The 13024-nt window shown below is 73.7% G+C and carries 13 protein-coding genes and 1 pseudogene; 12 read left to right on the plus strand and 2 right to left on the minus strand.

Annotated elements, in window-relative coordinates:
* Positions 1 to 106: 106 nt before the first annotated feature.
* The 8 genes and pseudogenes from ABEA77_RS33985 to hutH form a co-directional block, all read left to right on the plus strand.
* A pseudogene (locus ABEA77_RS33985) lies at positions 107 to 400 on the plus strand (helix-turn-helix domain-containing protein); the annotation flags it as partial.
* Positions 401 to 417: 17 nt separating this feature from the next.
* Positions 418 to 666 (plus strand): hypothetical protein, encoded by a 249-nt coding sequence (locus ABEA77_RS15325; protein WP_345646837.1) that lies wholly within the window; start codon positions 418 to 420, stop codon positions 664 to 666.
* A complete protein-coding gene (locus ABEA77_RS15330; RefSeq protein WP_345646839.1) occupies positions 660 to 1061 on the plus strand; it encodes an ImmA/IrrE family metallo-endopeptidase in 402 nt (133 codons plus the stop codon). Before ABEA77_RS15325 ends, ABEA77_RS15330 begins: the two co-directional genes overlap by 7 nt.
* Complete coding sequence (locus ABEA77_RS15335) at positions 1062 to 1271, plus strand: hypothetical protein (protein ID WP_345646841.1); 210 nt, start codon at positions 1062 to 1064, stop codon at positions 1269 to 1271.
* Positions 1272 to 1379: 108 nt separating this feature from the next.
* The gene (locus ABEA77_RS15340; protein WP_345646843.1) at positions 1380 to 1721 is read left to right on the plus strand and encodes a hypothetical protein; all 342 of its coding nucleotides are present in this window, start codon (positions 1380 to 1382) and stop codon (positions 1719 to 1721) included.
* A gap of 125 nt (positions 1722 to 1846) precedes the next feature.
* Entirely contained in the window at positions 1847 to 2665 is an 819-nt protein-coding gene (locus tag ABEA77_RS15345; protein ID WP_345646845.1) for an enoyl-CoA hydratase/isomerase family protein, read from the plus strand.
* An 88-nt stretch (positions 2666 to 2753) separates the two neighbouring features.
* Entirely contained in the window at positions 2754 to 4007 is a 1254-nt protein-coding gene (locus ABEA77_RS15350) for a GGDEF domain-containing protein (RefSeq protein ID WP_345646847.1), read from the plus strand.
* 218 nt (positions 4008 to 4225) lie between these two features.
* Complete coding sequence (gene hutH / locus ABEA77_RS15355; RefSeq protein ID WP_345646849.1) at positions 4226 to 5785, plus strand: histidine ammonia-lyase; 1560 nt, start codon at positions 4226 to 4228, stop codon at positions 5783 to 5785.
* Between the two features lie 106 nt (positions 5786 to 5891).
* On the opposite strand, the gene ABEA77_RS15360 is transcribed toward hutH, so the two are convergent.
* The gene (locus ABEA77_RS15360; RefSeq protein ID WP_345646852.1) at positions 5892 to 6128 is read right to left on the minus strand and encodes a hypothetical protein; all 237 of its coding nucleotides are present in this window, start codon (positions 6126 to 6128) and stop codon (positions 5892 to 5894) included.
* Between the two features lie 605 nt (positions 6129 to 6733).
* Between ABEA77_RS15360 and ABEA77_RS15365 the strand changes: the two genes are divergently transcribed.
* The 4 genes from ABEA77_RS15365 to ABEA77_RS15380 all read left to right on the plus strand — a co-directional run bounded on the left by ABEA77_RS15365 (position 6734) and on the right by ABEA77_RS15380 (position 11668).
* Positions 6734 to 8005 carry a L,D-transpeptidase gene (locus ABEA77_RS15365; RefSeq protein ID WP_345646997.1) on the plus strand — a complete coding sequence of 424 codons (1272 nt, stop codon included), beginning with the start codon at positions 6734 to 6736 and terminating at the stop codon, positions 8003 to 8005.
* 149 nt (positions 8006 to 8154) lie between these two features.
* On the plus strand, positions 8155 to 9666 hold the full coding sequence (locus tag ABEA77_RS15370; RefSeq protein ID WP_345646854.1) for an ABC transporter permease: 1512 nt from the start codon (positions 8155 to 8157) through the stop codon (positions 9664 to 9666).
* A gap of 153 nt (positions 9667 to 9819) precedes the next feature.
* Positions 9820 to 10503, plus strand: a complete 684-nt coding sequence (locus ABEA77_RS15375) for an ABC transporter ATP-binding protein (RefSeq protein ID WP_345646857.1) — start codon at positions 9820 to 9822, stop codon at positions 10501 to 10503.
* 187 nt (positions 10504 to 10690) lie between these two features.
* Positions 10691 to 11668, plus strand: coding sequence for a GNAT family N-acetyltransferase (locus ABEA77_RS15380; RefSeq protein ID WP_345646860.1), 978 nt, complete (start codon positions 10691 to 10693; stop codon positions 11666 to 11668).
* Positions 11669 to 11722: 54 nt separating this feature from the next.
* Here the strand turns inward: ABEA77_RS15380 and ABEA77_RS15385 are convergent, their stop codons facing one another.
* Positions 11723 to 12793: a hypothetical protein gene (locus ABEA77_RS15385; protein ID WP_345646863.1), complete on the minus strand. Its 1071-nt coding sequence runs from the start codon at positions 12791 to 12793 to the stop codon at positions 11723 to 11725.
* Positions 12794 to 13024 lie beyond the last annotated feature (231 nt).

Consider the following 13024-nt stretch of genomic DNA (forward strand, 5'->3'; position numbering starts at 1 on the left):
AACGTACTTATTTGCGATCGAGAATGCGAGTGCGCACAGTAAACGTGATGTGATCCACAGTGACGAAGGCGGGCATAGGGCACATGGTCAGCCCAATCGTCCGGACATGGTCGACAAGGGCCGCTGGGGCGTATCGGAACGGGTGCCTCCGGGGGTGCGGGCTCCGGTCGGTACCCGGTGCGAGCCGACGCCCAGGGGGCGGCGTGCGAGAGTCGCGCACGTGGCAGACGTCGACGCACGCACGCTCGGTGAGCGCGTCAGGGATGCCCGCAAGCGTGTTGACGTGAGCCAGGAGCACCTCGGGCGGGCGGTCGGCCTGGAGCGCGCGGTGGTGAACAGGATCGAGGGGGGTGTCCGCAGGGTCACGGCCCTGGAGCTGTCCGACATCGCCGCCGCGCTCGATGTCCGCATGTCCGCATGTCCGCGTTCTTCGCGGAGGCCACCCCGGCGCTTGTCTCGCACGGGTCCAGTCACGGCCTGGGCACGGCCGACTCGCAGATCGACACCCTCCTCGCGAGGCTGGCGGGTGAGGTCGGGTTCGTCGAGGGCTGGGGGCTCGCGAACTGGGCCTCGGCGCTGCCGGCGCAGTCGCCGAAGCCGGCATCGCGCCGCCCTCGACGGGTGCCGAAGCTGAGGAACTCGCAGCGAAGGCGCGGGAGTTGCTGAATGCTCGGGCGGACGACCCGATCTATCGGCTGTCCGACAGGGTTGCCGACGTCGGGCTTCTGGCGTTCTCCCGCGACATCGGAAAGGACACTGCCGGTGCTGGGACGGTCTTGTTGCGCCGTGGCGGTGTCGGTCTTGTCAACAGCCATATGAAGGTCGGCCGCAGGCGGCTCGCGCTCGCGCATGAACTCTGCCACTTCCTGATAGCCGACGACTGTGCCGTTGACTGGCGAGTGGCGACGCATTCCGATCGTGACGTTCCGATGGAATCGCGCCTCGGCCGTTTCGCGCGTGCGCTCCTGCTGCCCGCGGCTGCGGTCGGCGGGAAGTGGCAGGAGGAGATCGCCCTGCGCGACGAGCGCGGTGCGGCGATCGTGCTGGCCGGCCAATTCTGAGTGGACAGCGCGACGCCGGCGACCCGACTCAAGGAGCTGGGCCTGGCCGACGGTGGGACGGTCGAGGCGGTACGCGGGTTCCGCGCGACCCAGACCGATATCGTCGAGATGAACCTGAACGTCCCTCTGGAGGAGTTGGGAGGGACCGAGGTTCCTCGAAATTCCGCGCTCGCGGTGTTGCAGCTCGTGCGCGGTGAGCGAATCAGGTGAGCGAATCAGTCGTGAACGGTCCCTCGAACTGCTTCGAGGCACGTTCGACGAGGGAGACCTGCCGGACATTCGGGTGCGCAGGGCCGACGAGATCTGGAAGTTTGTATCGTGACGGTGCCTGCCGACGCCTGGGTTTTCGATACGGGGCCATTACGTCATTTTGCCGCCCGCGGATGGTTGGCGGTCCTGAGGTTCTCGCCATGGGCGAGATCGGTGGTTGCGAAATCGTCGTGGACGACGCCACGCCAGATCGCCGAGGAGGACGGGCTCAAAGTCGCGGCGACTGTCCCGGTGCTGTGCGAAGCGATTCGCGCGAAGAGACTCACGATGGTGATGGCCGAGGAGCTGGCCGACCATCTCCTGGAGGGTGCGTACTTCCTGCCTTTCGGGCCAGGTGGTTTCCGTCGGCGCGTCCTCCAGAACGGACTTTTGGGCTACGGCGACCTCTGACTCCGCCGCACGTCATCGGTTCCGCTCATGGGATCTGCCGCGCACGCCGCCACATCCGGGTGTGCTGGGCAAGGGAATGAACCGTCGTTAACATCGGGGCTCCGGTGGCGAGTGCGGGAGGGCGCATGGGTGACAGCGGCGGGGTCGAGGGGCGGTTCGGGGGGGTCGTCGAGGTGCGGCGGCACGGGGACGGGGGAGCCGTGGCCGAACTGCTGCTCGACCGGCCCGAGGCGATGAACGCGATGTCCACCGCGATGGCCGGGGCCGTCGCCGACGCCTGCGGCGCGCTCGCCGCCGACCGGTCCGCGCGGGTCGTGGTGGTGGCGTCGAGCCACCCGCGCGCGTTCTGCGTCGGCGCCGACCTCAAGGAGCGGAACGGCTTCAGCGACGCCGACCTGCTGCGGCAGCGGCCCGTGGCGCGGGCCGCGTACACCGGCGTGCTCGAACTGCCGATGCCGACCGTCGCCGCCGTGCACGGGTTCGCGCTGGGCGGCGGCTTCGAACTCGCGCTCTCCTGCGACCTGATCGTCGCCGACCCCACGGCGGTCGTCGGCCTGCCCGAGGTGTCGGTCGGCGTGATCCCCGGCGGCGGCGGCACGCAGCTGCTGCCCCGCAGGGTCGGGGCGGCCCGCGCCGCCGAACTGGTCTTCACGGCGCGCAAGGTGGCCGCGGCCGAGGCGGGCGAGCTGGGGCTCGTCGACCTCCTCGCGGCCGAGGGGCGGGATCGCGAGGAGGCCCTCGCGCTGGCCGCGCGGATCGCCGCCAACTCGCCGGTCGGGCTGCGCGCGGCCAAGCGCGCCCTGCGGCTCGGACACGGGCTGGACCTGCGCACGGGCCTTGAGGTGGAGGACGCCGCGTGGCGCTCCGTGGCGTTCTCGGGCGACCGTGCCGAGGGCGTCGCCGCGTTCAACGAGAAGCGCGCCCCCCGCTGGCCGGGGGAGTGAGCGCCCGCGGGACCCGTGGCGCGCACCCTGCGTAGCCGTCCATCGCTCCAGGTGATCGAAATCTCCCGAACGGCCCTAAGGTGGGGTTATGGGAGTAGATGTACGCATGCGCGCCATGGTGGCGCTCGCCCAGGGCATGGCCGCGGCGCAGTCGCCGCACCAGTCCTGGCGGGCCGCCGCCCAGGGCGCCCGCGCCGCGCTCGGCGGCAGCTTCGCGGCGCTCTCGGTGTGGGAGCGCGACCTCGGCAGGCTCAGGGTCCTGGTGAACGCGGGGGAGCGGGCCGCCGGTGAGGAGGAGTTCCCCGAGGACGAGGCGTACCCGGTGCATCAGTTCCCGGAGATCGCGGAGTTCCTCCACGAGAAGTGGGCGGGCGGCGGCGGGCCGCACGCCTGGGTGGAGACCGCGGCGGGGCCGGCCGGCGGCGACCCGGGCTACTGCCACCAGCGGGTGGCCGCGCTGCGCCGCAGGGGCCGCGGCTGCTGCGTGGTCGCGCCGATCATCCTGCACGGCACGGCCTGGGGCGAGTTGTACGTGGCGCGGCCGGTCGGCGCCCCCGCCTACGGCCCGGAGGACGCCGACTTCGCCACGGTGATCGCGTCGGTCGTGGCCGCGGGCATCGCGCAGACCGAGCGGCTCGAAGAGGTCAGGCGGCTCGCCTTCACCGACGCGCTGACCGGGCTCGCCAACCGGCGCGCGGTCGACGCGGGCCTCGACGAGGCGATCGCGCGGCACCGCGCGGAGGGCAGCGTGGTCAGCCTCGTCGTGTGCGACCTGAACGGCCTCAAGGCCGTCAACGACACCTACGGCCACGCGGTCGGCGACCAGCTGCTGGAACGATTCGCCTCGGTGCTCTCCGTCTGCGCGGCGAAGCTGCGTGGCGCGCTCGCCGCCCGCCTCGGCGGCGATGAGTTCTGCCTGCTGACGGTGGGGCCTGGCGCGGACGAGGTGATCGTCGTCGCGGACGAGCTGTGTCTGCGCGCGGGCGCGCTCGACCTCGGCGAGGGCGTGGCCTGCGGGGTCGCCTCCACGGCCGATCCGATCGGGCAGGTGCGCTCGGCGCGGCGGCTGTTCCGGCTCGCGGACGCCGCGCAGTACCGGGCGAAGGCGGAGGGCTCGGCCGTGCCGGTGGTCGCGGGCCGCGACGGCGTGGCGATCCGCCTGGCCGACGCGGCCCCGGACGCGCCTGCCCCGGCGGAGGGCGCCCGCCGCCACTTCCGCGACACCCGCCCGCCGCTCCCGCCGCCGGAGCCCGGCCCAGGCCCTGGCCCTGGCCCTGGCCCCGGTCCCGGCCCTGGCCCCGGTCCCGGCCCTGGCCCCGGCCCTGGCCCGCGTCCCGACTGAGGGCCCGTGTACCGCCTGAGGGGCCGTGTACCGCCTGGGGTCCGTGTACCGCCTGGGGGTCCGCCTCCCGCCTGGGGGGCTCGCGTGCCGGGGCCGGCTCCCGTTGCGGCGCGGGCTCCGGTCGCGACAGGGGCGCGGGCGGTGCTTGCCGGAGGCGGGGGCCCGCGGCGGGCGTCCAGACGGTGACAGGTGCCGATTCAGTCCGTACGCTGCTGAATATGGATATGCATACCGTTGTGCTGGGGACGTCGGGCGTCACCGCGCGGGACGTCGTCGCCGTGGCCCGCGAGGGCGCCCGGGTGGAGCTCGGCACCGGGGCGCTGGAAGCGCTCGCCGCCGCCCGCGCCGTGGTGGACGCCCTCGCGGCCAAGCCCGACCCCGTCTACGGCGTCTCGACCGGCTTCGGCGCGCTCGCCACCCGCCACATCGGGCAGGACCTCCGCGCGCAGCTTCAGCGCAACATCGTGCGCAGCCACGCGGCCGGCATGGGCCCGCGCGTGGAGCGCGAGGTGGTGCGCGCCCTGATGTTCCTGCGGCTGAAGACGCTCGCCTCCGGGCACACGGGCGTACGGCCCGAGGTCGCGCGCACCATGGCCGACGTGCTGAACGCGGGCATCACGCCCGTCGTCCACGAGTACGGCTCCCTCGGCTGCTCAGGCGACCTCGCGCCGCTCTCCCACTGCGCGCTCGCCCTCATGGGCGAGGGCGAGGCCGAGGGCCCCGACGGGGCCGTGCGGCCCGCGGGCGAACTGCTCGCCGAGCACGGCATCGCCCCCGTCGAACTGCGCGAGAAGGAGGGGCTCGCGCTCCTCAACGGCACCGACGGCATGCTCGGCATGCTGGTGCTCGCCCTCGCCGACCTCGGCCGCCTCTACACCTCGGCCGACATCACCGCCGCCCTCACCCTGGAGGCGCTGCTCGGCTCGCAGGGCGTGCTCGCGCCCGAGCTGCACGCCGTGCGTCCGCACCCGGGCCAGGCCGCGAGCGCCGCCAACATGCTGCGCGTGCTGGCCGGTTCAGGTCTTACGGGCCACTTCCAGGAGGACGAGGCGCCGCGCGTCCAGGACGCCTACTCGGTGCGCTGCGCACCGCAGGTGGCGGGCGCGGGCCGGGACACCCTCGGCCACGCCGCCACCGTCGCGGAGCGCGAGCTCGCCGCCGCCGTCGACAACCCCGTGGTCCTCGCGGACGGCCGGGTCGAGTCGAACGGCAACTTCCACGGCGCGCCCGTCGCCTACGTGCTCGACTTCCTCGCCATCGCCGCGGCCGACCTCGCCTCCATCGCCGAGCGCCGCACCGACCGGCTGCTCGACAAGAACCGGTCGCACGGCCTGCCCGCGTTCCTCGCCGACGACCCGGGTGTGGACTCGGGCCTGATGATCGCTCAGTACACGCAGGCAGCGCTGGTCAGCGAGTTGAAGCGGCTCGCGAACCCGGCGTCGGTCGACTCCATCCCGTCGTCCGCGATGCAGGAGGACCATGTCTCCATGGGCTGGTCGGCGGCCCGCAAGCTGCGCACCGCCGTGGACAACCTCACCCGGGTCGTCGCCGTCGAGCTGTACGCGGCGACCCGGGCGATCGAGCTGCGCACGGGGCCGGGCTCCGGCCTGACGGCCGCGCCTGCGAGCACGGCGGTCATCGAGGCGCTCCGTACCGCCGGGGCGCGGGGCGCGGGCCCCGACCGCTTCCTCGCGCCCGACCTGGCCGCCGCCGACGCCTTCGTACGGTCCGGCGCCCTGGTCGGCGCCGTCGAGCCGGTCACGGGCCCGCTGGCCTGAGCCGCCGCCGGAGCGGTACGGGTGCGCCGCCGGGCGCCGCCCGTACCCGCTCGGGCCGCGCAGCGCCGCCCGTACCCCTCAGGGCGCCCCGTACGGTCCGTGGCGCTCAGGCCGCGGCGTTCCTGCGGCGCACCACGCGTGCGCCGTACGCGGCGCCGACGCACAGCACGCCCGCGGCGCCGATCACATACGGCGTCGCGTCGCTCGCCGGCGCCTCGCCCAGCGCGAACTGGCGCGAGGCCCGCGCGCCGGCCGCGTCGTCGCCGGGAGCCCCGTCGTCGCCGGGCGCCGAGCCCTGCGCGGGCGCCGCCGCGTCCTGGTCGCCGTGGACCAGGTCCGTCAAGACCGCGGTCCTTCCGTCTCTGTGCGGTGTCTCACCGCGCTGCCCCTCGCCGTGGGCTGAGGGCACGAAGAAGAGACCGCAGAGCATCACCCCGGCGGCACCTGCGGTGACGAGCGGACGGAACGCTGAGGAGCGGGAGGCGACGGGCACGAGATCGATCCCCTTGTGACGAAGCCGAATTGGCGGGGTGGGCCGATGCTAGTGAACCCGGCCCGGCCGGGGAAAGTCGCGCTCCGCTTCTCCTACGCCGCGTGCACGGGCGGACACGCCGCGTCCACCGCCGGGTCCGGGACCTCGGTCAGGGACCCACGTCCTGAACGGTCCCCGATCCGGACGAGGCGTCACGAGTCGCGCGGAAACCGTGTCACCCTGGGAGACCCGGCCCCGCTCCGAACGCCGGTCCGCCGCGTCGGGCGGCGCCCCGCCGGCCCGGCAGCGGCCTGGCCCCGCGCGGGCCGGGGAGCGAGAACGGCACACCGCGGCGCCGCGGCGCCAGTGGCCTCGGACACATCGCGCGGCGGTGTGGAACCGAACGGCCCGCGAAGGCTGTTCTTAGAAGCTACCGGCGGAGTTCGCAGAAGCCGCCGGCAGAGGATTCGGCGATGATGGAGATGCGTGTGATGACGGAAAGGAAGCGGCGCAACAGCATTGCGGCCGCGTCCGCGGTACTGGGCGGAGTCCTGGTGCTCTCGGCATGCAGCGGCGGCGACGGGGGCGGGGACTCCTCGTCCTCGCCGAAGCAGTCCGCGCAGGCGGAGGCCGTCGACAAGGCCGCCGCTCAGGACACGTCCGACGCGAAGATATCCATCACGCCGGGCAACGGCGCCGACAACGCCAGCATCAACAACGCGGCCAAGGTCCGCGTCACCGACGGCACCCTCACCCATGTGAGCCTGACCACCGCGGACGGCACCGCCGTCAAGGGCACGCTCGCCGCCGACGGCAAGAGCTGGAGCCCGGACGGGCAGCTCTCCCGCTCCACCACGTACAAGATCGCGGCGACCGCCGAGGACGCCAAGGGCCGCGACGCGACCGAGAACGCCACCTTCACCACCGTGTCGCCCGACAACAGCTTCATCGGGAACTTCACGCCGGAGGACGGCTCCACGGTCGGCGTCGGCATGCCCGTGTCGATCAACTTCGACAAGGCGATCAGCGACAAGAAGGACGTGCAGTCGCACATCCAGGTCTCCTCGACCAGCGGCCAGCAGGTCGTCGGCCACTGGTTCAACTCCCAGCGCCTCGACTTCCGCCCGCAGGACTACTGGAAGTCCGGCAGCAAGGTCACGCTCAAGCTCAACCTGGACGGTGTGCAGGGCGCTGACGGCGTCTACGGCGTCCAGCAGAAGACCGTGTCCTTCACCATCGGCCGCAACCAGGTCAGCACGGTCGACGCCAAGACCCACACCATGGTCGTCCAGCAGGACGGGAAGACCGTGCGCACGATCCCGATCTCCGCGGGCTCGCCCGACCACACCACGTACAACGGCCAGATGGTCATCTCCGAGAAGTACAAGAAGACCCGCATGAACGGCGCGACGGTCGGCTTCACGGACTCGGACGGCAAGGGCGAGTACGACATCAAGGACGTGCCCGACGCGATGCGCCTGACCAACTCGGGCACCTTCGTGCACGGCAACTACTGGGGCGCGCCCTCGGTGTTCGGCAACTCCAACACCAGCCACGGCTGCGTCGGGCTCCAGGACGTCAAGGGCGCCAAGGACCCGAACATGCCGGCGCACTGGTTCTTCGACCACTCGCTCCTCGGCGACGTGGTCATCGTGAAGAACTCCCACGACAAGACCGTCCAGCCCGACAACGGCCTCAACGGCTGGAACATGAGCTGGTCCGACTGGCAGGCGGGCTCCGCCGTCTGACCGGCCGCGCGAGCCGGGCGACCCAGGGGCCCGGCACGGCGCCCCGTACCCCCCGCGGGTACGGGGCGCCGTGCCGGGCCCGGCCGCTTCTCATGGTGCTCTCATCACCGCCTCAACAAGCGCTCACGCCCCGCCCGTAATTTCACGCCATGTTCGTCACCTACCTCCGGCGCGAGTTGCGACGCCGCAGAAAAGCGGCCCTCGTCGTCGCCTCAGGACTCGCTCTCGGCATCGCCCTCGTGATCGTGGTCAGTTCGGTCACCGCGGGCATGAACAAGGCCCAGGACACCGTCCTCAAGTCCCTGTACGGCCTCGGCACCGACATGACCGTCACCAAGGCGGCCCCCGCCCCGGGCAGCAGCGCGGGCGCCGACGGAGGCCGCCCCCGCTTCGACTTCCGCGGCCAGGACGACGACGACAAGAGCAGCCAGAGCACCGACCGCGTCACGGTGCAGGGCTTCCAGACGCTCGCCGACACCACCGTCACCGAGGTCGGCAGGCAGCACGGGGTCGCCGCCGCGGCCGGCGGGCTCAGCCTCAACGTCCTCAAGGTCAACGGCCAGTTCAAGCGCGGCGCGGTCACACAGGGCCAGGGCGGCGGTCGCGGCGGCTTCGGCGGCGGGGGAGCGGCCGGCGGCACCGGGGGCCAGGTGCAGGGCGGCGGCGCCTCCTTCAGCGTCGACTCCTACACCGTCTTCGGCACGGATGTCACCGATCCCGCGCTCGGCCCGCTCACCAGCTCCAAGATCACCTCGGGCCGGACGTTCAAGGCGTCCGAGACCGGCGCGGACGTGGCCGTCGTGGACAGCGGCTACGCCAAGCAGAAGAGTCTCGCCGTGGGCAAGAACCTCACCGTCCACGGCACCGCGTTCAAGGTCGTCGGCCTCGCCACCGCCGACAGCGGCGACGCCGCGGCCGACGTGTACCTGCCGCTGGCGAGGGCCCAGGCCCTCGCGGACGCCAAGGCGAAGGTCACCACCGTCTACGTGAAGGCGTCCGACTCGCAGCAGATCGCCGCGGTCAAGGCCGCCGTGCGGAAGAACGTGCCCGGCACCACCGTCACCACCTCGGCCGACCTCGCCTCCACCGTCTCGGGTTCGCTGTCCACCGCGTCAGGCCTCGCCTCCGACGTCGGCAGGTGGCTGTCGATCGCGGTCCTCGTCGCCGCGTTCCTGGTCGCGGGGCTGCTCACCTCCTCGGCCGTCAGCCGCCGCGTCCGGGAGTTCGGCACCCTCAAGGCACTCGGCTGGAAGAGTGGCCGCGTCACCCGGCAGGTCATGGGCGAGGCCCTGGTCAACGGCCTGATCGGCGGTGTGCTCGGCATCGCGCTCGGCCTGGTCGGCGCGTACGCGGTGACCGCGATCAGCCCGAACCTGACCGCGCAGCTCGCCGGCGCCGGAAGCGGCGGATCCGGCAGCGGCTTCGCCGGCCGCTTCGGCGGCGGCGCGGGCGGCGGCGCGGGCGGCGGGGGTGGCGCGGGCGGCCCTGGACGGCAGCTCGCCGCCAAGGCCGTGCACGTCTCGCTCACCGCGCCGGTCTCGCCCGGTGTGATCGCCGTCGCCGTCGCGCTCGCCGTGGCGGGCGGCCTTGTCGCGGGCGGGTTCGGCGGCTGGCGCGCCTCCCGCCTGCGCCCGGCGGACGCGCTGCGCCGCATCGAGTAGACGCGCGGCCCGAGCCGGCCGTACGAGCGGTACGCCGCGCCGCGGGCCCCGCGCCGCGGCCCGGCGTACCCGCCCCGGGCGTCCCGCAGGCCATACCGCCCTCCTCATCCCCTCCCGCACCTGTCGCCTCTCTCGTCACCAGGAGTCACACCGATGTACCAGCTCACCGGAGTCACCAAGCGCTACCGGCGCGGCAAGCAGACCGTCCAGGCGCTCGACGGCGTCGACCTGACCATCCCGGACGGCGGCAGACTCGTCATCCAGGGCCCCACGGGCGGCGGCAAGTCGACGCTCCTCCAGATGCTCGGCGGCCTCGACCGCCCCACCGCGGGCACCGTCGCACTCGACGGCACCGACCTCGGCGCGCTGTCCGAGGCGGGGCTGACCAGGGTGCGGGCCGAGACCATCGGCTTCGTCTTCCAGGGCTTCAACCTGATCCCCACGCTCACCGCGCAGGAGAACGTGGAGACCGCCCTCGTACCCCTCGGCACGAAGGGCGCGGCACGGCGCCAACAGGCCGCGGACGCACTGGAGTCGGTGGGGCTCGGCGAGCGGCTCGGCCATCTGCCCGGCGAACTCTCCGGCGGGCAGCAGCAGCGCGTGGCGATCGCGCGGGCCCTCGTGAAGCGGCCCAGGGTGCTGCTCGCCGACGAACCGACGGGAAACCTCGACGAGTCGATGCGCGACGAGATCATGGAACTCTTGGAGGGGCTCTGGAAAGAGCACGGCCTGACCTTCATCATGGTCACTCACGACAGCACCATCGCCCGCCGCGCCCCGAGGCTGGCCACGATCCGCAAGGGACGGGTCACGGTCACCGCGAACGTGGCCGCCTGACCCGCACGGCACGATCCGCACAGCACGGCCCACCGTCCGCAAGCACCCGGCCCACTGTCCGTCCGTACGCTCCCGCCGTCCGCCGTGTCCGTCCCCGCAGGGGCCGCGGTCCCGCCGGCCCCGGGCTGCCGCCAGGACACCCCGTAAGCCAGGGGCGTCGCCACCCTCGTACGCGTAGGTTCTCTACATGCTGATCACACTGGGAAACCCGCCCTCGGACGCCGAGATAGACGCTTGGCACGCGGTGGTCAGCGCCGCGCACATCCGTGATGTCCCGGCAGCAGTGCCCGAGCCCAGCCGCTCCGAGACCGCGGGCAGGCTGGGCGTGCAGCCCTTCGACGGACGCGAGGTGCACCTCGCGTCCGTCGCGCGGGACGGCTCCTACGAGGGGGTGGCGTCGCTCCTGCTGTGGACCAGGCCGCCCCACCAGCACACCGCGTACCTGCACAAGCTGGTGGTGGATCCCGGGGTGCGACGCGGCGGCGTGGGCGCCCGCCTGTGGACGGCGATCCGCGACCTGCTCGCGGAAGAGGGCCGCACGTCCGTCTCCACCCGGGTCGAACTCGGCGGCGCGGGCGAGGCGTTCGTGGACAGCCTCGGCTTCGTGAAGGTGCTGCCGCTGACCCGGTACGTGCTGCGGGTGGAACCCGCCCTCGCCGCCACGGCGCCGCTGCCGCTGCCTGAGGGGCTGCGCTTCGCCCACTGGACGGGCGCGGCGCCCGAGGCCCTCGCCGGCTCCCTCGCCGAGGTGCACAACGTGCTCGTGGACGCCCCCGGCGGCGACCCGGCGTGGCGGCAGCCGCACTGGGACGCGCGCCGGGTGCGGGAGGCGGCGCGGCTCGTGGAGGCGCGCGGTGGGCTGCTGATCACGGTCGCCGCGCTCGACGGCTCCGACGCGGTCGTCGCGTACACCGAGGCGGTCCTGCACGCGCCGGGCGACACCCGCGCCGCCCAGGGCGACACGGCCGTCCTCCCCGTCCACCGGGGCCGGGGCGCCGCCCGCGCGGTCAAGCGGCGCCTGCTCGACGTGCTGCACGAGCAGCACCCAGGCGTGCGGGAGCTGTCCACCTCGGTCGCCGACGACAACGCCCCGATGCTCGCGGTCAACGCCTCGCTCGGCTACCGCCGCGAGCGGCCCGCCGGGCTGTTCGCCATGAAGCTCTGAGGACCGCTCCCCGGGAACCCGCGGTGTGCTGACGCGCCGGGAACTCTCCGCGCCTCAGGACGCGTTGCGCACCGTCGTGTCGCGGGCCCGCATGTAGAGGCCCTCCCGCGCGTAGTACCGCCACGGCAGCGCGTTCACATAGCCGTCGACCCGCCGGAACTGTTCGAGGGCCGCGTCGAACCTGTCCTGCTTGTAGAGGAAGTACGCCAGCAGGTGGCGCAGCTCGGGCAGCCGCGGGTGCGCGGCGGGTGCCGCAGCCGCGTCCATCAGGGCCCGGTCGACCAGCCGCGACAGCTCGTCCGTCCGGTACTCCTCCGGGTCGCGAGTGCTCTCCAGGTGCTCCTCGAACCAGGCGATCAGCGGAAACGCCGACATCAGCGAGCCGAGCGGCGCGCCGTCCGCCGCGTCCGCCGCGAACTCCTCCGCGAGCGCGGGCGAGCCCTTGCCGCCTGCCAGCCAGTACCGCAGCGCCGCCTCGTGCGCCGCGTACAGATACGGCGCCCGCGCCACCGCCTCCTTGAACAGGGCGCTGACCTCCGCGTGCGACAGGTCCGCCGCGACCGCGCCCGCGAGCTCCACCACATACGGCACCGGGTCCTGCGTGTGGGCGCGCTTCGCCGTCTCCAGCGCGGCGGCCCGCGCAGGGCGCGCCGCCCCGTCCGGCGCACCCGCCGCCCCGCCGGGGCGCTCCACGGGCGTGGCCGCGGCGGACCGCACGAGCGCCGCGTCGCCGTCGCCCGGCCGCGCCGCCTCCCAGGCGTCGAGCCACGCCGCGCCGGCGGCCGCCTCCCGGCCGAGCAGCTCGACGCTGAGCGCGCGCCGCTCCCAGTCCTTCGCCGCCGCCTGGGCCGCGAGCAGGTCGGCCGCGGGTCCCCAGTCGCCCGCGCGCACCGCGGCGAGCGCCACCTCGTCCGCCGGGTCGGGCGCCGCCGCGTACCGCGTGTCCTGCTTCTCCGCGGGCAGCAGGCCCAGCTCGGCCGAGCGCTCGGAGCCCTGCGTCGCGTCGCCGGCCACGGCCCGGTCGCCGCCCGTCATCGACGAGAGCATGCGGTCGGCGCCGCGCCGGGACCTGAACCAGAAATAGACGCAGATCCCTATGAGGACTACCAGGATGACGCGTGACACGTGGGGTCCAATCGGTCGGCCGGGAGCGGTGTGCTCGGGTGGCGGGTGTGCTCGGCCGGCGGGTGGTCCGGCCTCATTCAGTGTGCGCCCTGGCGGCGGGGGCGCCCTCGGCCCGCATACCGCACGGGCGGCGGGGACATCCTCGGCCCGCGTACCGCACGGGCGGCGGGGGCGCCCTCGGCCCGCGTACCGCACGGGCGGCGGGGGCGCCCTCGGCCCGCGTACCGCACG

The sequence above is a fragment of the Streptomyces tremellae genome, assembly GCF_039540215.1.
GTDB lineage: Bacteria > Actinomycetota > Actinomycetes > Streptomycetales > Streptomycetaceae > Streptomyces > Streptomyces tremellae.